The following is a 21,374-nucleotide window of genomic DNA, read 5'->3' as shown; positions in this document are numbered from 1 at the left end:
CTTTTATTCTCCTTTAGTATTTATAGATAGTTTTGTTGAGACTAGGCTGTTTAAAAGCCTAATCTCTTTCGTATTTCTTTTTCTGTACCTATGGGAATATCTTTGTTTGAATGAACGGCAATAGTCACTTTTTCATTCGTTTTTTTATTTCTAAGTCGATGATGTGAGCCATTAGTTCGTATTTCTTCCCAACCATTTTTTTTAGCTAGTTTTAGTAGTTCTTTGCCAGTGATTGTCATATCGTTTCTCCTTTACTATATTATATCACTAAATTATATAAAAGTGTATATAATATATACTTTTATATAAAAATTAAGCTGTTTTCTCTTTTTTTTCTTCGTTTAAGATTGTTATAAACTCTTTTGCTGTCTTTTGAATATCATCAAAAACTGGTATTAGTTCTTCTTTGTCAATCGCTGTTAATTTTTCGCTCCAATTTGAAATGTAATTAATACTATAATTTGATGTATCTATCCCAAAGTATCGACAAACGATATAAGCGGTCATTTCAGCTTGTGTTTCTTTGATAGCTTTTGTGTCATGGTGTCGTTTGCTTCCAATGTGATGTAATTTTGCATGAGCTAATTCATGAATGGCTGTTTTTATATTTTGAGTAGGCGTGTTTCCATTGTTTAATAAAATAGTGTGGTCATTTAAAAAATAACCCCCTCTAGCTCCTCTTAACTTATCGCTATTATCTAATTTTATACTCGTATTAAGTAAATAAGTTAATTTATCAATTCTATTATTAAAATCCTTTATATTGACATTATTAGCTTTAAAATTAATCGGTTTATTTGGGTAATAATTTGGGTATTTTTCAGGGTCTAAGTTAGTTTGTGTTAAGTCGAAAACATTAACATATTTAAAGCCTTTAATGACCGATTTTTCTTTTCCGTTTTCGTCTTTTTCTTTGTAAATTAAAGGAGCTAAAATTTTGATTGCTTTTGAACCTTTTAATAATTGTAAGCCTTGTTTTTTAATTTCGCTAAATCCTAATACACATGTAGCCCCTCTACGTTGGCGATAAATTAATAATTGATTGTTGATACTGTAAGTATAAAAATTTGCTTGAAAGTCTAAAAATTCTTGTATGTCCTTTTCACTTGTTGCAACCTGTTTAATTTCCTCTTTCGCTTGATTTGTTAAATTTTGAATGATTTCAGTTAATTTTGCCATGTTAACCTCTCCTTTTTTTCTTTTTAAAACTCATTCATTTTAGGCACAAGAGGAAGTTCGCTTCTTTTGACTTTGTTTAACACATACAAATAGTTGCAAAGCTGTGTCCTCTTATATTGAATTTAATGAGTCATTCTTTCCAGTGTACAAGTATCGTTCGCTGGTTTTAGTAGATACCTATTTGAAAACAAAACAAGGGAATGCTGTAGTAAAAAATTTTATAGCGTAGCGTGAAGTAAAAATTTTTACGCCCCTTGTTTTTTTTGAAAAATAGGTGTTTTATCTACAAGCGAACAGATAGTGTTCTGGAAAGACATTAAATCAATATAAAAACACATGCAACATTGTGTCACATGTGTTAAATGCAGTTAAGGAGTATTAAAATAAGGTGGTTCATTAAAAGTAGGTTGTTCTTGTCTGTCTTGATTGAGAGTGTAATATAAACTGTGTAAGTAACCTACCATCCTAGGTAGTGGGTTGCTTCGCGGTTTTTCTTTTTTTACAATAGATTAAAGGAGTGAGAAGCTGTGGCTAAAAAGAAAAGAGACCAAAAATCAGCGAAGTTAGCTCAATCAATTATTGACATCTATCAACCAGAATCGGTTGAAGATATGCAAGAAGCTTTAAAAGATGTTTTTGGACCGATGTTTGAAGCTATGCTACGTGGAGAATTAGATAATCATTTAGGTTATGAGAATCAGTCAAGACAAGAAAAAGAAACTCAAAACAGACGGAATGGATATGGAAATAAAAAGTTAAAAACAAGTTTCGGTGAATTAGACATTCAGGTTCCAAGAGATAGAGATGCTTCTTTTGAACCAGAAATTATTCCTAAAAGAAGCAAAGACGTTTCAAGTATTGAAAGTAAAGTTCTTTCTATGTATGCCAAAGGCATGAGTCAACGAGATATTGCCTCGACAATTGAAGATATTTATGGCTTTACTATTTCTCATGACATGGTGTCGGATATCACAGATCAAATATTATCAGAACTTGAGGAATGGCAAATCAGACCTCTGGCCAAATGCTATGCCTTCTTGTTTGTTGATTGTATGTATGTCACTCTAAGAGAAAATTATGAAGTGAAAGAATGTGCAGTGTATACAATTCTTGGCTATGATTTAAAAGGAAATAAAGAAATTTTAGGCCTTTGGTTAAATCAAACAGAATCAAAAAACAGATGGATGCAGATTTTTGATGAGATTAAAGAGCGTGGAGTTGAAGATATTCTATTTATTTCAATGGACGGCGTATCAGGACTTGAAAATGGTGCTAAAGCTATTTTCCCAGGCGTTGTGGTTCAACGTTGTTTAGTTCATTTAGTTAGAAATGCCCTTCGCTATGTACCAAGTAAGAGTTATAAAGAAGTTTGTAAGGATATGAAGTCTTTTTACAGCGCTTCTTCTTTAAAAGCTGCTCAAACAGCTTTTGATACCTTTCAAACAAAGTGGGCTATTTATCCAGGAGCTGTTGATGTTTGGAAAAGAAATTTTCAACATGTTGAACAACTATTTGATTATGGATCAGCTATTCGAAAAATAATGTACACAACAAATGCTGTAGAGAGTGTTCATTCAAGTTTCCGTAAGGTAACTAAAAAAGGCGCTTTCCCTAATGAGAATGCCCTTCTTAAGCTGCTATATCTTCGAGTAAAAGAACTTCAAAGTAAATGGGAAGGTGGACACGTTCACAATTGGGCTATGGTGCTTAATCAATTAACTGTTAATGATTCTTTTTCAAAACGAGTTGAAAAATATAATCGGTACTAATCAAAATAGGTTGGATATATATAATTTGACAACGAGTCTCTCGTCCTGTGAATTTTTATCGGGACAAGAGCTTTATTAAAAATGCCCTCTTATCCTCGAAGATTATCACAGGACGACTCATTGTCAAATTGTCGTTCTATTATTATTTAAAATTACTTACACACTTAACTTGACAAACCCTAAGAAACACTCCAAATAATATGAACTTTTCTTTTTCCTTGAAGTGTTAGGTTTTCTAATTGTCCTATAAAAGGGCTAATTCCAATTCCACCTGCGATTATCAGTAAGTCCGCATTTTGAGTTGTTAGTTTTGACATGTTATTATAACTTCCTTCAACGTAAAAGGTTGATTGATTAGTAAGATGGTCAATGTGATTTGTTTCATCTCCTAATTGTTTAATCAATAGCTCAATATGTTGAGGACTACTATTCACTACAGAAAAAGGATGGCTTTCTTTTAGAATCAACTCATTTTTTGATTGTATAAAAATAAATTGATTATATAAAGCTGGTAAAGACTTAGAAATTGGTTCTAGTATAAGCCTATTGGTATTATGGGTAATTTTTTCATTTTCTTTAACCTTATAAATAAAGTTATGTTTAATTTTTTGTTGGTAGTAAAAGAATCTTATTGAAACAAGAAAGAACATAAAGAAATAGATTGCTATTTTTGGATAATTCTGTTGATTTAAACTATGTTTTATAATGCTAATAAAAATAATTAGGTAAATTATAAGAGATAAACGATGTATCCAAAGAGACATTGATCGTTTGATGTATTTATCTCTAAATTGCCACACTTTTGGGAAATATTTAAGAATCAAACTAGTTAGACCAAAGATACCAGAAAATAAAGTCAACATCATTCCTAAAATCAGCCACACGTTTTGTTTTAGCAAAGAATGACTAAATTGTGTAATATATAGATTTAAGCTAAAACAAGAAAGAACACCTAATACAGCATGAAAAATATAAGCGTTTTTAAACGTTATACTATTAAATAGTTTTTTTGGTCGTGTACTAATTAAAATTGTTAGACTTAATAAAGTAAATGTAATGAATTCTATTAGAGCATTCATTATTAACCCTCCTTTTTAATTTAATGTTGTTAAGTTAATTTAACATAATTAAATTAAAAAGTAAATGATATAATGTAACAGAGGATGTGATAAATTGAAAAAAAGAAATTTAACGAGTGAAAAAATATTAGAACAAGCTTTTTTGCTCATGGAAGAAAAAGAGACTGTAAAATCTTTTACAATGCGTGATTTAGCTATGTCTTTGAATGTTCAAGTACCAGCAATTTACTGGTATTTTAAAAACAAAGATGAACTTGTTAGTAAAATGGTTGAAGAAGTCTATAGTAAAATAAATTCGATGCAAGTGAACATGATAAATAAAGATAGCCTTGTAACATTTTCGATTAATTATTATAGTATGTTGAAAAAATTTCCTTTTGTTGTGGAAGTCATTTCAGGTAAAGGCTATCATATGTCCAAGGAACATGCCGATACATGTATGTATTTATTAAAAAGTCTTCAAGCGTTTGGAATTTCAGAAGAAAAGTCTTATATGGGAATGATTAATTTCCATAGTTATCTACTAGGGACTTTAGTGAACACATCATTAAAGGAATCTATAGATAGTTATATGAATAAGAAAGACAATATGGAAGACATTGAATTTTCTTTTAAAAAAGGAATGGAATATTGGTTAACAGGTATTTTAGGTGAATCGAATAAATAAGAGTTCCATTTTTGCGTCTTTTTCTCATTATGAGTATAATATCAAGTGACTGATTAATCGGAAATTAGAACGGAGATAATATATGACAACAAATTTTTGGCAAGATTTACCAAGGCCATTTTTTATTTTAGCACCAATGGAGGATGTGACAGATGTAGTATTTCGTCATGTTGTGAAAGAAGCCGGAGCACCAGATGTTTTTTTTACAGAGTTTACTAATTCGGATAGCTTTTGTCATCCTGATGGTAAAGAAAGTGTTCAAGGTAGGTTAGTGTTTGAAGAAGATGAACAGCCAATTGTGGCACACATCTGGGGCGACAACCCTGAATACTTTAGACAGATGAGTAGAGAACTAAAAGAGATGGGATTTAAAGGGATCGATATTAATATGGGGTGCCCGGTTCCCAATGTGGCAACACGCGGAAAAGGTAGTGGACTAATATTACGTCCTGAAGTCGCGGCAGAGTTAATCGCTGCAGCAAAAGAAGGTGGACTACCAGTTAGTGTGAAAACACGTATTGGCTATCACTCACAAGATGAGATGATTGATTGGATAACACATATTTTACAACAAGATATCGCTAACTTATCGATTCATTTAAGAACACGAGATGAAATGAGTAAGGTTCCAGCAAAATGGGAGTTAATTCCAGAAATCTTAAAACTAAGAGATGCTGTTGCTCCACAGACACTTATCACTGTTAATGGTGATATTTTAGACCGTCAAATGGGATTAGAATTAGTGGAGAAATATGGTATGGATGGTGTGATGATAGGACGAGGGATTTTTAAAAATCCTTATGCGTTTGAAAAAGAGCCACGAAATCATTCTACAGAAGAGCTATTAGGCTTATTACGGTTACAATTAGATTTGCAAGATGTCTATGCCAAAAAAGTCCCACGTTCGATTGTTGGTTTGCATCGTTTCTTTAAAATTTATGTTAAAGGATTTCCTGGGGCGAGTGATCTACGCGTTAGTCTAATGAATACTAAATCAACTGACGAAGTACGTCAGTTATTAGATGATTTTTTTGCGTGATAGAAAGAAATATGCTACTTTTAATGCCAAAAATACCCTTTTTATATATAACAATAAGTATAATTTACTTTTATAGTGGTTATCATTTAATAAAACGACACTTTTAGTGATATTATTCTTTACATAGTTATTTTTTACTTAATAAGAGTTATATAAAAAGGAGTGCTGATAATGGAAAAATCATTAAATCATCCCAAAGAAGATTATCATCAAAAAGATAATAGTAAGAGTATGTCTACAAATGTATTGATTGAAGATCCTAATTATTTATCTGCAAACAAACTCAGTGGAAAAAAAGCTATCGTCACTGGAGGAGACAGTGGCATAGGGGCAGCAATTGTTATTGCGTTTGCTCATGAGGGAGCGGATATTGGTATTGTGTATCATGAAAACGATGAGGACGCTCTACAAGTAAAACAACGTGCAGAGGAGCTAGGTGCAACAGTGTATCTTTACAAAGGCGATGTAGGCTATGAACACGTTGTAAAAGAAGCGGTTGATTATTTTATTGAACAGTTTAAAACCATTGATATTTTAGTTAATAATGTAGCTGAACAACATGAAAGAGACAGTATTGTTGATATTACAGAGAGAGAAATACATCGTGAGTTTTCAACTAATATTTATAGTTTTATGTATTTTACAAAATATTTATTCCCTTACTTTAATGAAGGGGCATCTATCATAAATAATGCATCTGTGAATGCGTATAGAGGGCATCCTTATTTATTGACTTATTCGACTACAAAAAGTGCAGTGGTTGGTTATACTCGTTCTTTATCAGTTCGTCAAGAATTTATCGATAAAAAAATTAGAGTTAACTGTGTCGCACCAGGACCTATTTGGACACCATTAATCCCTGCCACAATGAAAGGCATGACGCACGACGATTTTGGGCTAGATACACCAATGAAACGTTGTGGTGAGGCGTATGAAGTCGCACCAAGTTTTGTGTTTTTAGCATCTAATCAAGATAGTAGTTATATGAGTGGGCAATGCTTACATGTTAACGGTGGCGCGGTACTAAACGGCTAAAAAAATGAGGCTGACCCAAAAGTAAGTTTTTAAATGAAAATCACTAAACTAACAAAACAGAAATCCCATGAAGTCAGTGTTTTAATAAACTGATTTCATGGGATTTTTCTATTTTAAGATTTTTGGGTCAGCCTCATTTTTTTATTTTGGTAACACATCTTCTGGAATAGCTGAGATATATGTTTTACCATTTAATTGATCACGATGTTCTTCTTTGGCTTTTTCGATTAATTCAGGGTGGGTTAATAAATCATAAGCCGTGGTCGCTATGACTTTTCCTGCAGCAATCAGTCCCTTATGTGCCACACTTGATTTTCCATTGGCAGCCCATTGCCAACTATGAGCGGGTGTTCCTTGGGGTTCGCATCCGATAAATACTTGGGCAGTTGGACAAACCCAACTTACATCTCCGACATCCGTTGACCCTTGTGTTTCATCTGAGAAAACAAGAGGTGTTACTTGTTCTGAAATAGGCAGACTACCTAATTTTTTTGCCTCTTCATCGGATAATTCGGGGTTGACTTGTTTTGCTCGAGTGATGAGATGCTCTTTTGTCGCATCAGATAGTGTATCATAATATCTTTTGGCGTATTCTTGATCGGCTGCTGTTAAGTTTGTGTTTCCATATTCTTCTAGATTTTGTTGCATGATTGTTGATATAGCTTTGTTAGGAATGTAGTCATAACAGGCAGAGTCGAACTCAATCTCTAGTTCTGTTTCAGTCATCCAGGCAGCTCCTTCAGCGATTCGTGTGACACGTTTAAAAATGTCATTGGCTTGTTCAATTTTTGGTGCACGGATAAAATAATGGAGTTCGGCAGATGGTTGAACCACATTTGCAGAGTCTCCTCCGACGTCTTTAAAAGCATAGTGGACGCGCCCTTCGTCAATGATATGCTCACGTAAAAACTGCACACCGACATTCATTAATTCAGCCGCATCTAATGCACTTCGACCGTATTCAGGAGCCGCAGCAGCATGAGCAGCAATACCTTTAAAACGATAATATATTTGATAAACTGCTAAGCTACTAATTGACCAAATGCCATTAATATCCCAAGGGTGCCATGACAAAGCAGAGTCGACATCCTCAAATAGCCCACTTCTTGCCATAAAAGCTTTTCCATAGCCACTTTCTTCTGCCGGACAGCCAAAAAGTTTGATGGTACCTGATAAGTTATTTTCTTCCATGTAATCTTTTATACCAACCGCTCCAGCTAAGGCACCTGTACCTAGTAAATTATGTCCACATGCGTGACCATTTCCACCTAGTACTTGTGCTTTTTGTTCACCTAAATCAGCAACCTGACTTAAATTGCTTAATGCATCATACTCAGCTAATATCCCAATAACTGGTTTTCCAGAACCGTACGTAGCGACAAAACTATGGTCCATATCTGCTAATCCTTTTTCAATCGTAAAACCTTCGTCTTCTAAAATATCATAAAAAGGTTGTACAGATTGTTCAACAGCAAATCGTGTTTCAGGGGTTTCCCATATTTTATCTGCAGCCTCAGTAAAAATATCTCTTTTTTGCTCAATTAAATCAGTGATTCGTTGTTTTGCATTTTCCATATTATTTTTCTTCCTTTCTTATTCCAAATAAAATTAGCAAACCGGCTAATACACTAGCGATAGCCATAAAAATAAATGATAAGGTAAATGATCCGCCACCCACTTTAATGAGTTGGCCTAAAATCATAGGGGCTAAGAAACCTCCTAAAGTCCCTCCAGTATTGATAAAACCAATAGAAGAGCCAATAATCTCTGGATTTATTAACTTGTGTGGTAGAGTAAACATCGCTGTAAAAGCACTTACCGAGATCATACTGACTAAAATTAAGAAAACCATAGATAGAATTAAATTGTTTGAAAAGATAAATGCAATGACTAGGACAGCCGTTATCGATGTGGCTAAAACAATGTATTGTTTTTCTTTACCTAAAAATAGTTTAGAGAGCAACACACCAGTATACATGGTGGCAATTGTTTGGAAAAAGGCATTGATAGCTAACAGATACCCAACGCTCTTTAAATCCAACCCAAATTTTTGAGATAAAACAGATGGCAACCAAGACATGTTTCCATACAGTAAGAAGTTTTGTAATAACATTGCTAAAAAAAGAAAAATCACATTACGATTAAATATAATCTTTGAAAAAGGGACTTTCTCTTTCGTCTGTTGGTTATTAGGTGTATCACGCGGTACAAAGATAAAGATTAAACATATAGATAAAATAAATAAGCTACTTAATGCAAAGTAGGCATATCGCCAATTGATATTTATAAGATGCGCCCCTAAAGTAAACGCAAGGATTCCACCAATACCAGAAGTCGATAGGATGATGGATTGAATCAATGTTCTTTTCTCGGGTGCAAAATTAGTAGATACAGCTTTTGTAACGCTTGAAGGGTAACCAGCATGACCTATACCTGCACAAAATCTGACAAAAATGAAGGCAGTTAATGCGCCAACCAGTCCAAACATAGCTGAAAAAATTGCGACTAGTAATAAAGAGAGCATCAAGACTTTTTTTGCCCCTATTTTATCTGCTAACCATCCACCAGGAATCTGCATGAGTGAATACCCTAGAAAGAAAAATGACATAATTAGGCCCGTCTGAGCAGAGTCTAAGCTATATTCTGAAGCAATAGGAATAATAGCAGTAGAAATCATACTTTTATCCATATATATAATGGAATATCCTGCCATTAGTGATAAAACAATCCAAATAGGATTAGTTTTTTTGTTACGGGTTTGTTTCTCCATACGTTTAGCTCCTTCTTGATAAGTGTGATTTAAATATTAAAGTATTCTAATGTTTATTTAATAATACATACATTAATTGAAAATGACAATAAAAAATATGTGATTATATAAAAAAAGTTGGACTTTATTAGCCCAACTTATTGATTATGTTTACTTTGTTCAACAATCCGCTTATTACCTTTATATAAATCCCATATGGTCCACGCTAAAAGTAATAGTACTCCTACGATAAGTACATAGGCGATACTGTGGGCTAACGTTAAATCTGTTTCACTAGGATTATCACCAAAGAAAGCTTCTAGCTGTCCTGGTAACCCAATTAAGTTTAGATAAGTTAGTCCAATCACAGAAATCCAACCAAAAAGTTTCACCAACCAACTATTTTTAAAGCGAGACCCCATTTCGGCTGCGCTATTTGTCATCATCAGTAGTGGTATCATAGAAAACGGAAGGGCAAAAGCTAGAAAAACTTGGGAATTGTTCATTAAATTATTCAAGGCTTCATGTTCTTCCAAAGTCCCTTTTTTACTTGTAATCATGACACAAATAACCACTGGGATAACAGATATTAAACGTGTGACTAATCGTCTTAACCATGTTGGTAGCTTCATATGAATGAATCCTTCCATGATCACTTGTCCAGTCAATGTTCCGGTAATTGTCGAATTTTGTCCTGAAGCTAATAGCGCAACAGCGAATAAGGTTGACAACACTCCTGATTTTGCAACAGATACAAGTAGTCCATTACTTAAGGTGCTTGGGTCAGATAAGGCTTCATATAAACCAAAGAAAGAAGGATCTTTAACTGTTCCAGATTTAAATACAGCAACACCCATAATTAACAATAGAGCATTGACAAAAAATGCCATAGTTAATTGAATGTTTGAGTCCCAAGTAGAAAAACGCACAGCTTCGGCTACTCGATTTTCATCGGAGTGATCAATTTTTCTTGTTTGTGACACAGCTGAATGCAAGTATAAATTATGTGGCATCACTGTTGCACCAATAATTCCTAATGCTCCGGTTAATGGTGTTTGCCCTCCAATTTTTGGTGAATCAGCAAAGGTATCTTTTGTCGGAATAAACCCTTCAAACACTGCTGCCCATGAAGGATTAGATAAAGCAATTTGATAAGTGAAAACAAATAAAATGACGAAAATCAAACACACAACGAGTGCTTCAATTTTTCTAAATCCGATTTTTGTTAAAAGTAATAATAGCAACACATCAAATACGGTAATCAGTACAGCATACAGTAATGGAATACCAAAGAGTAAGTAAAGGGCAATCGCTGCCCCAATAACTTCTGCGATATCTGTTGCCATAATTGCTAGCTCGGTTAAAATCCACAAAATAATGCCTAATTTTTTACTTGTTCTAGCCCGAATTGCCTGTGCTAAATCCATTTGGGTGACAATCCCTAACTTAGCCGCCATATATTGTAGCAACATAGCTACTAAACTAGACATCAAAATAACAGACATCAAAAGATATTGAAAATTTTGTCCACCCGTAATAGATGTTGACCAATTACCAGGATCCATATACCCCACAGCGACTAAGGCTCCAGGACCAGAGTAGGCTAGTAGTGTTCGCCAAAACCCTTTTCCAGTTGGGACTTCCACAGAACCATTAATTTCTTCAAGGGATCTCCCATTTGTGTGGGCAATGAGTTTATGTGGTTCATGATTATTATGAGGGTCACTCATCATCATACCTCCTTTTATTTTTTTCTGTACATATCATACACTTAAACCATTAAATGTGAAAGGAAAGTTTATTGAAGAAAATAAGGGACTGAATGTGAAAAAATAAACATTCAATTGACAATGAGAATGGTTTTCAATTAGAATGGGTATACTAACGAATAAAAGTGAGGGAAAACCGAATGAAGCGTATAGTATTTTTTATTTTGGGGTGTGTGACATTTATCTTTGGAACGATTGGAATAATTGTACCTTTATTACCTACTGTTCCATTTTATTTAGCGGCCTCTTTTTTTTGGTTAAACAGTTCAAAAAAAGTACATGATTATTTTGTTAAAACAAAATGGTACAAACAATACGTTGAAGAGTATATAGTTGAAAAAAAGATGACCAAAAAACAACAATTAAAAATACTGGTAACAGTGTTTTGCTTATTAGCAATTCCCTTTGTATTCGTTCCAAATACGGTGATGCGCATAGCTTTGATTTGTGTATTTGTCGGTCATGTCATTTTCTTTAGAATCTATTTTTCAAGTAAGAAAAAAGTTAAATTAACAAAAGCAGAAGGTATCGACTTATGATTAATAAACAGCTAATGAATCTATTGAAAGATGATAAAAAATACATTGTTGGTATTGTTCTTTCTAAGTGGGCAACTCTACTGGCTAATATTGCGACTGTCAGCATTGTCTGTGTAACGCTTGCTCAGTATTATACAAAAAATAAGGTTTCTTCTTTAATGTTGATTAGTTTTGTTGGAGTGATTGTAGTCAGCTTAATCGTAAAATCTATAGCTAATAATTGGCAAGCTCACTGCACGCATTTTGCGTCTAGTCGCTTAAGGTTGGACGTTAGAAAAGCGGTGCTAACTAAAAGTTTAAATGTAGATGTCCGTCATCAAACATTAAATGATACAGAATTAACCCAGTTATCAGTTGAAGGGGTTGAGCAGTTAGAACATTATTTTTCACGCTTTATCCCACAATTTTTTTACTGTTTACTGTCTAGTTTAACCGTGTTTTTTGTGTTAGCTTTTATGTATTTAAAGCCTGCAATTATGTTGTTGTTGTGTATTCCTTTAATCCCGTTATCCATTGTAGCTATAATGAAAATTGCAAAGAGAATATTGGGGGAATATTGGGATGGCTACCTTATTTTAGGTGAGCAATTTTATGAAAATCTAATGGGATTGACCACACTAAAAATATTTTCACAAGATGGGATGAAACAACGTGAAATGGACCAACGAGCAGAAACGTTTCGTCAAGCAACAATGAATTTATTAAAAATGCAGTTAAATTCATTGATTGTGATGGATATTATTGCATACGGTGGTGCTGCTATAGGGATTGTATTAGCGTTATCGGGATACGTTAACGGGATGATTAGTTTAACACAAATGCTAATTTTTATTTTATTAGCAGCAGAATTTTTTATTCCGCTACGTCAGCTAGGCTCTTTTTTTCATGTGGCAATGAATGGTATCAGTGCTTCCAAACGGTTATTCGATTATCTAGAAAGCCCTGATAGCGAGATATTTCAGGTAAATCGTGATAAAAACGTGGCTATTCCGGTACGTCTAGTATTAGAACAAGTGTCATTTAGTTATGATGACGATGATAGCTATGCTTTAAAAAAAGTCAGTACAGTATTTGAAAAAGGACATATATATGGAGTGATTGGTCAATCGGGTTCAGGAAAGAGTACACTAAGTAAATTATTGACGGGTGAGTATACGACACCTCTTGGTATGATTAATGGGTATGACAATCAGGGGCATTTATTAAGTCTTTCTGATATGCAAGATGATATCGTTGTTGTTAATCAAAAAAGTTATTTATTTGAAGGGACTATTAAAGATAATTTACTGATGGGTAGGCCAGATGCAACTGATGATGACTTATGGCAAGTGTTAGATGATGTTAAACTAGCAGAATTTTTTAAAGAACAGAGTGAACAGTTAGAATACCTTGTTCAAACAAATGGAAAAAATTTATCAGGTGGTCAGAGGCAACGACTCTTGCTAGCTAGAGCACTTCTTTCAGATAAGGCTATTTATATCTTTGATGAAATCACATCAAGTGTAGATAGTCAAAGCGAACAAGCAATGTTAGAAGCTATAAGCCTGTTGTCAGTTGATAAAATAGTCATTTTTATTTCACATCGTTTATACACAGTCAAAGAGATGGATCATATTTTAGTGTTTAGTGACGGGGAGCTACTTGTAGCTGGGACACATAATGAGCTTGTTAAACAATCAAGCCTATATAATAGTTTTTTACTATCAGAAAAAGAATTACTAGGGAGGGATGAAGATGAATGAAACGATTGACACAGTAAAATGGTTGTTGTCTTTTATCAAAAAAATCCCACTTCGTGTATTGACAGCTGTTTTAATGGGAGTCATTAGTTATTGTTGTGTTATTTATATCCCTTATGTAAGTGTTGTGACGGTAATGACTGCCTCACGTATTAGTAATTTTTCATGGTTAATATTTAGTTTAGTCTGTGCCGTTTTATTGAGAGGTATTGCTAGGTATGCAGAGCAATATATGAATCATTTTATTGCTTTTCATACATTGGCAGATGTTAGACATGTATTATTTAAAAAATTACGAACACTTGCTCCTGCAAAATTATTATCAAGAGCTAAAGGTGATTATATCGCTTTAATTACCAGTGATGTAGAGATGTTGGAAATATTTTTTGCTCATACTGTTTCCCCTGTGCTGATTGCTTCAATCATGGGATTAGGGTTAGTTATTTATTTTAGTCATATTCATTTAGTATTGGGCTTAATTGCTTTAGGTATTTATGTATTGATGGGTGTATATTTGCCCAGTGTACAATATAGACAAGCAGTACACATTGGTGATGATTATAAAACAAGCTTGTCTAAGCTCAACCAAACAGTGATTGAAATGAGTGAAGGAAAGAAAGATATTAAACAATTTGGTTTAAAAGATCACATGTTGCATCGATTGTACCATCGAGGGGATGTTCTTAATAGGCTGTCTTTAAAAAAAACAGGACAATTGAGGAGTATTCAGTGGTATATGGAATTAAGTATGGCTTTAGGAACAATATGGTTTGTTTTATTAGGCATTTTATTACATATTAAACCGGACCAATTAGTAATAGCAACGGTTGTTTTTATGAGTTCTTTTGGTCCATTTATTCCATTGAGTATGTTAGGAAATGAATTATTGTCGACTTTTTCTTCGGCCAAACGCTTAAAACAAGTGATGGATGAAGAACCAGCTATTAATGAGATAACACATGCCGCGCCAGTCGATAAAATAGACTTTGAGTCATTAACTGTATCAGATGTATCGTTTGGCTATAAACAAGAGACATTGATTTTAGATAATATAACGCTTGATTTTCCTAAGAAAGGATTCATTGGAATACAAGGGCCCAGTGGTCGAGGTAAGAGTACCTTATTGTATTTGTTAATGCGATTTTTTGATGTATCCAGTGGTCAAGTCGCAATTAATGAGCGTGATATTAAGACGATTAATACAAGAGATATTTATCAAATTGAAGGTTATATGTCACAAACAACTGATTTATTTAGTGGCACTATTAAAGAAAATATCGGTTTAGGAAAATCAAGTGCCACTGATGAAGTGATACAAGCCGCAGCGAAAAAAGCATCTATCCATGAATGGATTATGTCTTTACCAGAAGGTTATGATACGCAAATTAAACAAGGACAACGTGATGTTTCCGATGGTGAGAAACAGCGTATAGGTTTGGCTAGGCTTTTTTTACATGATGCACCTGTCATGATACTTGATGAACCAACTAGTCATTTGGATTACCTGAATGAACAAATTATTTTGCGAGCGATTGAAAGAGAACGTCATAAAAAATTAATAGTGATGGTCTCTCATCGTGAGACGTCTTTGTCATCAGCTGATCACATCATTCATTTATAAAATAGCAACTAGCAATTTGTCATTATGACGGGTTGTTAGTTGCTATTTTTTTATTAATTTGAGTACTAAATAGTTGTGTTAAGCCGTCAGTGACTAATTATCTATCTTTGTCACTAATAGAGTATAAAATAACTTTTTATACAAAAATATTGAAATAAGTTAGTTATTTTTTTGACTAAAAAAAGTAATATGACGAAAGTGAGAATGCTTTTAGATAGAGTCCAAATATTTTAATGATTTAATCAAGTAATAATCAAATTTAGATTATTTAAGTTATAACTCGCACACATATCGTTCGTTTTTAAAACTCATATAATTCTAATTTATTTATAAAATGACTAATAAATATATTTATTGTGATATTTTTTCGTAAAATGTACCAAAGATTGTTTTTATAAATAAAAAGAGTTATGATTTACTCACAAACGATATTAAAAACGAATTCATGAGAAGTGGATGAAGAGGAGAGATGATATGTCATGAGTGCGAAAACAGCAACTCCTAATAAAAAGTTGACGTTTACGTCAATTTATTTTTTAGGTATCAATGCGATTGTTGGATCAGGTGCATTTTTATTACCACAGCAGATTTATAAAAACATTGGGGTAATGAGTATCTTGGTTCTACTTACTGCAGCTTTAACAGTGAGCATGGTTGCATTGTGTTATGCAGATTTATCAAGTCGGTTTTCAGGTTCAGGAGCAGCTTGGCTCTATTCCTACAATGCCTTTGGTAAATTTACAGGATTTCAAATTGGATTATTTTCTTGGTTTTTAGGGTGTTTGACATTTACAGCAGAGTCAGTAGCTCTACATCGAACATTAAAAAGCATGTACCCAGTTTTAGATAATCCTATTGCAAAATATGCTTTTCCAATAGGAATTATTGTTCTTTTAAGTATTGTTAATTTATTTGGAACAAGCATTGTAAAAAAAATAAACAATGTGTCTTCTATTATTAAAATCGCTACATTAGTATTTTTCCTTGTTACTGGTGTGTTCTTTATTAAAACAGCACACTTTACACCTATTGTACCTGAAAATGTGAAAACAACAGGTAGTTTCTTTGGTCACTTTGGTCAAGCCTTTAGCGTGGTATTTTACATGTTTACTGGATTCTCTTTTATCCCAGTTGCTGCTGGACAAATGAATAATCCAGAAAAAAATATTCCTAAAGCATTAATCGCCGTTATGTCTAGTGTGACTGTTATTTATGTGTTAGTACAAGCAACAGCGATTGGTATCTTAGGACCAAGTATTGCAAAATTTGATATCCCTATTGCTCAAGCATTAAATTCTTCTATTGGTCATTGGGCTTATGTACTTATTGTTCTTGGGATGATTATTTCAATTTTTGGTGTGGCATTTGCCGTATCATTTAATACACCGGTTTTAGCTGCCTCTTTATCAACAGAGCATAACCTTTTACCATCAGCTGTTGGTAAAAGAAATAAAAATGATGCACCTTATATTGCGGTCATTATTACGATGATTATTAGTATTTTCTTAGTGTCATTTAGCTATATCTTCTTAGTAGCAGCAATCGTATTAGCATCATTTATCCAATATGTTCCATCTATATTAGCCGTGATTAAATTTAAACATACAAAACAATTTCCAAATAATGGATTCTCTTTAAAGGGAGGAGATACCATTCCAATTATTGCCTTGATTATTTCAATGTATTTATTAACTAACTTTAGATTAGACGTACTGTTACTTATTTTAGGTGTCTTTATTGTCGGTTTAATTATGTATTACACCAGTATTAAAAACAAACCAGATTCACCATCAGCATCACAAACACCAAAAGGTAAAGTTGCTCAAGCAACAGCAAAATTAACTAACAAAGTGGCAACGACTACCCAAAGTGCCCCAACACATGCATCAACAAAATAAAAACAAATGAATGGAGTGTTTTACTATGACAAAAGAATTAACTTTCAATCAAATTAATCAAATGCAAGAATTATTTAGTGATGACAGAGCAAACGAGATTGCTCAAACAGCAGCAACAACAAACGGTATTTTTAAAGCATCTGAAAACATTCGCGCGATTGATGATGCAAACTTTAATTTTTCTATCGACATTGATTCACATAAAGTGACCAATCAAAATCAAAGTGGTCGTTGTTGGATGTTTGCTTGTTTAAATGTCATTCGTTTCCAATTAGAGAAACAATACAATATTGAAAATTTTGAATTATCACAAAATTATCTATTTTTCTATGACAAATTAGAAAAAGCAAATTACTTCTATCAAAATATTCTTAATACAGCTAGCGAACCAATTTCTAGTCGTAACGTGCAATTTTTAATTAATTCCCCACAACAAGATGGTGGCGATTGGAATTTAATTACTTCTTTAGTTGAAAAATATGGTGTTGTACCAATCTATGAAATGAATGACTCAAATTGTAGCATCACATCAGCTGAATTAAACACGATGTTGAATCGTAAATTAAGACGTGACGCTGTTGAGTTACGACAACTCGTTAAAGACAACGCCACAGAATCTGCAATCAATGATTACATCGAAAAAAGTTTATCTGAAGTATACAGATTATTATCTATTGCTCTAGGCACACCACCAAAAACAATTGATTTTACGTTTAGAGATAAAGATAAAAAATACACTTCTTATCAAGGATTAACCCCACAACAACTTTATACAGATTACATCGATATTGATGTGACAGACTATGTTGGCTTGATTAATGTACCAGCTGAAAATATGCCATTTGGTAAAGTCTATGAAGTGGCTTTATCAGGAAACATGGTAGGAGGTACACCAAATCGTTATTTAAACATTGAAATAGATGAGTTGAAAAACGCAACAATTAAACAGTTAAAAACTGGTGAACCAGTTTGGTTTGGTTGTGACGTATTAAAACATTTTGACCGTCAAAAAGGAATCATGTCTCATGATTTATATAAATTTGAAGACCTATTTAATATTGACTTTTCAATGACAAAAGGGGACCGATTCAACTACAAAGAAAGCTTACCAACACATGCTATGGTGATTGGTGGTGTCAATATCGTAGATGATATGCCAACTAAATGGAAAGTTGAAAATAGTTGGGGAGATAAAATCGGTGACAAAGGTTACTGTGTGATGGATGACAAATGGATGGAAGAATTTGTTTTTGAAGTGGTTGTTAAAAAAGATTACTTAACAGATGAACAAAGAACTGCTCTATCAACAGAACCAGTCGAGTTACCATTTTGGAATCCTATGAATCCAATTGCCTAAGCGTTTATTAATAGAAAGAAGGAAATAGTATGTGTACAACCGTTGTTGTCGGAAAAAAAGCATCTAGAACAGGGTCAACATTGATTGCTAGAAATTGTGACTCTGAAGAACCTATCCAACCAGTCCGTTTTATTACAGTTGCTGAGGATGCTCATGTCAGTGGTGTTTATAAGAGTAACATGACAAAATTCACTGAAAAATACCCAAACAAATCGTTGAGATATACCATGATTCCGTTTTTGGACGAAAGTAAACTTGGTATTTTTGGCGAAGCTGGGATTAATTCAAAGAATGTAGCCATGAGCTCAACAGAAAGTATTTTTTCAAATACTGATGTGTTAGCTATTGATCCACTCACTCCAGCAGGTTTAGGTGAAGATTCATTACTTAATATGGTCTTACCATATATTGAATCTGCAAGAGATGGTGTGACTTATTTAGGCCAACTCATTAAAGAGCATGGTTCTCATGAAGGAAATGGTGTCATTTTTAGTGACAAAGATGAAGTATGGTACATGGAAATTCCATGTGGTCATCACTGGGTGGCTCAACGCGTACCAGATGATTGTTGTGCAGTGATTGCCAACCAATCAATCATTGAAGAAATTGATTTCAATGATCCAGAAAACTTTATGTATTCTGAAGGTATCAGAGAATTTGTTGAGACTTATCAACTTAATCCGGATTATGAAGGATTCAATTTCCGCCATATTTTTGGAACAAGTACTAAAGAAGATAGACAATATAACACTGCTCGTGTGTGGTATGGTCAAAATTCTCTAGGTCATAAAGTCGAAGATCCTAGAAGTAGTGACATGCCATTTGTGTTTAAACCAAATCGTTTACTCACAGTCAATGATGTAGCAGCTGTATTAAGCTCACACTTTGATGAAACAATTTATGATCCATTTAATCCTGAGAGCGATGCGGACCGTAATATATTTAGACCAATTTCTATGAATCGTACAGCTGAATCACATATCTTAGAAATCCGAAACAATGTACCAGAAGAAATTGCAGGAATTATTTGGATTAATAGTGCACCTACTGCCTTTAACCCATACGTGCCATTTTTTGCCAATAGTTTGGATACACCAAAAAGTTATCGTGATACAACCGATACTTATGATATTAATCAAGCCTATTGGATGTATCGTACATTAGCTGTATTAGTGGAACGTGATTACAACAAATTATCTTCTGTAAATTTTGACTATTTAACAGCTGCTAAAACATTAGCAAAACATCTCGTATTGGAAACAGATCAAGCTGTTAAAGAAGGTAACATTGAGAATATTGAAGAGTTCTTAACTGAGCAAAATAACAAAAATATTGACCAAATGAATGGCTTAGCTATGAAACATATTGGCGATTTGGTCCAAAAAGGTTTGGGATTATCTAAACTGACATTTGATATTACTAAAGACGTTTAGTAAGTCGCTAGAAAGGATAATCTTTTCGGATTATCCTTTCTAACTTTAAAAATGCGGAAATGAAGGAAGAGGGAATAATATGTGTACAACTGTCGTAGTCGGAAAAAAAGCAACTAAAAATGGCGCAACATTAATTGCAAGAAATTGCGACGCTGAGATTGTTATTGAACCAGTAAAATTTATTGTCGTTCCTGAGAATGACATAACAGAAGGTGTCTATCGCTCTTATTTAACACATTTTAAAGAAAATTATCCAAAAAAATCATTAAGATATCAAATGGTTCCTTATATTCAATATAAAAAAGAAGGAATTTTTGGGGAATCAGGGATTAATTCAAAAAATGTGGCAATGAGTGCAACTGAGAGTATTTTTAGTAATACTCAAGTTTTAGCTATTGATCCTTTAACAGATGGACTTGGAGAAGACTCACTAGTTAGTGTGGTATTACCTTATATTTCTTCTGCTAGAGAAGGTGTGACTTATCTAGGAAAATTGATTGAAGCGTATGGCTCTCATGAGGGAAATGGTGTGATTTTCAGTGATAAAGATGAAATCTGGTATATGGAAATCCCATGTGGTCATCATTGGATTGCTCAACGTGTGCCAGATGATTGTTGTGCAGTTATTGCGAATCAATCAATTATTGAAGAAGTGGATTTCAATGACCCAGAAAACTTTATTTATTCAGAGGGATTAAGAGAATTTGTGGATACATATCATTTAAATCCAGACTATAAAGGGTTTAACTTCCGTCATATTTTTGGTACAAGCTCAAAAGAAGATAGAGAATACAACACACCACGTGTATGGTACGGCCAAAATTATTTGGGTCATAAAGTAGAAGACCCAAGAAGTAGTGATATGCCATTTGTCTTTAAACCAAATCGTAAATTGAGCTATGAAGATGTGGGTGTTGTATTAAGTTCTCACTATGATGAAACTATTTATGATCCATTTAATTCAACAGATGATGCGTCTAGAAAGTTATTTAGACCGATTTCAATGAATCGTACCTCTCAATCACACATTTTAGAAATTAGAAATGATGTGCCAGAAGAGATTGCAGCCATTACTTGGATTAACAGTGGACCAACAGCCTTCAATCCGTATGTGCCTTTCTACGCAAATAGTAACGACACTGCACCATCTTACAACAATACAAGTATGACTTATGATATTAATCAAGCTTACTGGATGCATCGTACACTCGCTGTCTTAGTAGAACGAGATTATGACGTACTAAAAACAGTTAATTTTGATTATTTAAGTGCAGCAAGACAGTTAGCAAATCATATGGTCTTAGAGACAGACCGTGCATACAAAGCAATGCAGTCAGGAGATGTTACTGACTTTTTAACAAAACAAAATAAACAGAATATAGAAGAAATGAATCATTTAACTATGACTCATATCGGCGAATTGGTTAAGAAAGGATTAGGGCTATCAAAACTCACCTTTGATATAACCAAAGACGTATAAAGATAAGTGAGGAGAATTTAT

At 33.5% G+C, this 21,374-nt stretch carries 17 protein-coding genes; 11 read left to right on the top strand and 6 right to left on the bottom strand.

Features of this window, described 5'->3' with window-relative positions:
• Window positions 1-50: 50 nt before the first annotated feature.
• Together JNUCC83_RS09650 and JNUCC83_RS09645 are read right to left on the bottom strand one after the other, a co-directional pair.
• Window positions 51-239 carry a type II toxin-antitoxin system HicA family toxin gene (locus JNUCC83_RS09650; protein WP_454459828.1) on the bottom strand — a complete coding sequence of 63 codons (189 nt, stop codon included), beginning with the start codon at window positions 237-239 and terminating at the stop codon, window positions 51-53.
• Window positions 240-312: 73 nt separating this feature from the next.
• The gene (locus tag JNUCC83_RS09645) at window positions 313-1,179 is read right to left on the bottom strand and encodes an ArdC-like ssDNA-binding domain-containing protein (RefSeq protein ID WP_454459827.1); all 867 of its coding nucleotides are present in this window, start codon (window positions 1,177-1,179) and stop codon (window positions 313-315) included.
• Between the two features lie 527 nt (window positions 1,180-1,706).
• On the opposite strand from JNUCC83_RS09645, the gene JNUCC83_RS09640 reads away from it, so the two are divergent.
• The gene (locus JNUCC83_RS09640; RefSeq protein ID WP_454459153.1) at window positions 1,707-2,948 is read left to right on the top strand and encodes an IS256 family transposase; all 1,242 of its coding nucleotides are present in this window, start codon (window positions 1,707-1,709) and stop codon (window positions 2,946-2,948) included.
• A 179-nt stretch (window positions 2,949-3,127) separates the two neighbouring features.
• Here JNUCC83_RS09640 and JNUCC83_RS09635 read toward each other — a convergent pair whose 3' ends face one another.
• Window positions 3,128-4,027, bottom strand: coding sequence for a ferric reductase-like transmembrane domain-containing protein (locus tag JNUCC83_RS09635; RefSeq protein WP_454459826.1), 900 nt, complete (start codon window positions 4,025-4,027; stop codon window positions 3,128-3,130).
• Window positions 4,028-4,121: 94 nt separating this feature from the next.
• Between JNUCC83_RS09635 and JNUCC83_RS09630 the strand changes: the two genes are divergently transcribed.
• The 3 genes from JNUCC83_RS09630 (at window position 4,122) to JNUCC83_RS09620 (ending at window position 6,768) form a co-directional block, all read left to right on the top strand.
• The gene (locus JNUCC83_RS09630) at window positions 4,122-4,694 is read left to right on the top strand and encodes a TetR/AcrR family transcriptional regulator (RefSeq protein ID WP_454459825.1); all 573 of its coding nucleotides are present in this window, start codon (window positions 4,122-4,124) and stop codon (window positions 4,692-4,694) included.
• Between the two features lie 82 nt (window positions 4,695-4,776).
• Window positions 4,777-5,733, top strand: a complete 957-nt coding sequence (locus tag JNUCC83_RS09625) for a tRNA dihydrouridine synthase (protein ID WP_454459824.1) — start codon at window positions 4,777-4,779, stop codon at window positions 5,731-5,733.
• Window positions 5,734-5,904: 171 nt separating this feature from the next.
• Window positions 5,905-6,768, top strand: coding sequence for an SDR family oxidoreductase (locus JNUCC83_RS09620; protein ID WP_454459823.1), 864 nt, complete (start codon window positions 5,905-5,907; stop codon window positions 6,766-6,768).
• 141 nt (window positions 6,769-6,909) lie between these two features.
• Here the strand turns inward: JNUCC83_RS09620 and JNUCC83_RS09615 are convergent, their stop codons facing one another.
• The 3 genes from JNUCC83_RS09615 to JNUCC83_RS09605 all read right to left on the bottom strand — a co-directional run bounded on the left by JNUCC83_RS09615 (window position 6,910) and on the right by JNUCC83_RS09605 (window position 11,247).
• A complete protein-coding gene (locus JNUCC83_RS09615; protein WP_454459822.1) occupies window positions 6,910-8,343 on the bottom strand; it encodes an amidohydrolase in 1,434 nt (477 codons plus the stop codon).
• Window position 8,344: 1 nt separating this feature from the next.
• Window positions 8,345-9,538 (bottom strand): MFS transporter, encoded by a 1,194-nt coding sequence (locus tag JNUCC83_RS09610; RefSeq protein ID WP_454459821.1) that lies wholly within the window; start codon window positions 9,536-9,538, stop codon window positions 8,345-8,347.
• Between the two features lie 137 nt (window positions 9,539-9,675).
• On the bottom strand, window positions 9,676-11,247 hold the full coding sequence (locus tag JNUCC83_RS09605; RefSeq protein ID WP_454459820.1) for an Nramp family divalent metal transporter: 1,572 nt from the start codon (window positions 11,245-11,247) through the stop codon (window positions 9,676-9,678).
• Window positions 11,248-11,426: 179 nt separating this feature from the next.
• On the opposite strand from JNUCC83_RS09605, the gene JNUCC83_RS09600 reads away from it, so the two are divergent.
• The 7 genes from JNUCC83_RS09600 (at window position 11,427) to JNUCC83_RS09570 (ending at window position 21,353) form a co-directional block, all read left to right on the top strand.
• Entirely contained in the window at window positions 11,427-11,825 is a 399-nt protein-coding gene (locus JNUCC83_RS09600; protein ID WP_454459819.1) for a YbaN family protein, read from the top strand.
• Window positions 11,822-13,567: an ABC transporter ATP-binding protein/permease gene (locus JNUCC83_RS09595; protein ID WP_454459818.1), complete on the top strand. Its 1,746-nt coding sequence runs from the start codon at window positions 11,822-11,824 to the stop codon at window positions 13,565-13,567. The genes JNUCC83_RS09600 and JNUCC83_RS09595 overlap by 4 nt, the downstream gene beginning before the upstream one ends.
• Window positions 13,560-15,185 carry an amino acid ABC transporter ATP-binding/permease protein gene (locus tag JNUCC83_RS09590; RefSeq protein ID WP_454459817.1) on the top strand — a complete coding sequence of 542 codons (1,626 nt, stop codon included), beginning with the start codon at window positions 13,560-13,562 and terminating at the stop codon, window positions 15,183-15,185. The genes JNUCC83_RS09595 and JNUCC83_RS09590 overlap by 8 nt, the downstream gene beginning before the upstream one ends.
• Window positions 15,186-15,664: 479 nt before the next feature.
• Window positions 15,665-17,083: an APC family permease gene (locus JNUCC83_RS09585; RefSeq protein ID WP_454459816.1), complete on the top strand. Its 1,419-nt coding sequence runs from the start codon at window positions 15,665-15,667 to the stop codon at window positions 17,081-17,083.
• A 25-nt stretch (window positions 17,084-17,108) separates the two neighbouring features.
• Window positions 17,109-18,440 (top strand): C1 family peptidase, encoded by a 1,332-nt coding sequence (locus JNUCC83_RS09580; protein WP_454459815.1) that lies wholly within the window; start codon window positions 17,109-17,111, stop codon window positions 18,438-18,440.
• A gap of 29 nt (window positions 18,441-18,469) precedes the next feature.
• Entirely contained in the window at window positions 18,470-19,873 is a 1,404-nt protein-coding gene (locus JNUCC83_RS09575) for a C69 family dipeptidase (protein ID WP_454459814.1), read from the top strand.
• 79 nt (window positions 19,874-19,952) lie between these two features.
• Entirely contained in the window at window positions 19,953-21,353 is a 1,401-nt protein-coding gene (locus JNUCC83_RS09570) for a C69 family dipeptidase (protein WP_454459813.1), read from the top strand.
• Window positions 21,354-21,374: the final 21 nt, after the last annotated feature.

This window comes from Vagococcus sp. JNUCC 83 (genome assembly GCF_053667615.1).
The sequence above is the reverse complement of the archived record's forward strand: the minus strand, read 5'-3'. Positions and strand labels throughout refer to the sequence as shown.

Bases quoted from the DNA above. Each gene is read 5' to 3' on its own strand.
- JNUCC83_RS09650 (WP_454459828.1), bottom strand. From the start codon at position 239: ATGACAATCACTGGCAAAGAACTACTAAAACTAGCTAAAAAAAATGGT.
- JNUCC83_RS09645 (WP_454459827.1), bottom strand. From the start codon at position 1,179: ATGGCAAAATTAACTGAAATCATTCAAAATTTAACAAATCAAGCGAAA.
- JNUCC83_RS09635 (WP_454459826.1), bottom strand. From the start codon at position 4,027: ATGAATGCTCTAATAGAATTCATTACATTTACTTTATTAAGTCTAACA.
- JNUCC83_RS09625 (WP_454459824.1), top strand. From the start codon at position 4,777: ATGACAACAAATTTTTGGCAAGATTTACCAAGGCCATTTTTTATTTTA.
- JNUCC83_RS09620 (WP_454459823.1), top strand. From the start codon at position 5,905: ATGGAAAAATCATTAAATCATCCCAAAGAAGATTATCATCAAAAAGAT.
- JNUCC83_RS09615 (WP_454459822.1), bottom strand. From the start codon at position 8,343: ATGGAAAATGCAAAACAACGAATCACTGATTTAATTGAGCAAAAAAGA.
- JNUCC83_RS09610 (WP_454459821.1), bottom strand. From the start codon at position 9,538: ATGGAGAAACAAACCCGTAACAAAAAAACTAATCCTATTTGGATTGTT.
- JNUCC83_RS09605 (WP_454459820.1), bottom strand. From the start codon at position 11,247: ATGAGTGACCCTCATAATAATCATGAACCACATAAACTCATTGCCCAC.
- JNUCC83_RS09600 (WP_454459819.1), top strand. From the start codon at position 11,427: ATGAAGCGTATAGTATTTTTTATTTTGGGGTGTGTGACATTTATCTTT.
- JNUCC83_RS09595 (WP_454459818.1), top strand. From the start codon at position 11,822: ATGATTAATAAACAGCTAATGAATCTATTGAAAGATGATAAAAAATAC.
- JNUCC83_RS09590 (WP_454459817.1), top strand. From the start codon at position 13,560: ATGAATGAAACGATTGACACAGTAAAATGGTTGTTGTCTTTTATCAAA.
- JNUCC83_RS09585 (WP_454459816.1), top strand. From the start codon at position 15,665: ATGAGTGCGAAAACAGCAACTCCTAATAAAAAGTTGACGTTTACGTCA.
- JNUCC83_RS09580 (WP_454459815.1), top strand. From the start codon at position 17,109: ATGACAAAAGAATTAACTTTCAATCAAATTAATCAAATGCAAGAATTA.
- JNUCC83_RS09575 (WP_454459814.1), top strand. From the start codon at position 18,470: ATGTGTACAACCGTTGTTGTCGGAAAAAAAGCATCTAGAACAGGGTCA.
- JNUCC83_RS09570 (WP_454459813.1), top strand. From the start codon at position 19,953: ATGTGTACAACTGTCGTAGTCGGAAAAAAAGCAACTAAAAATGGCGCA.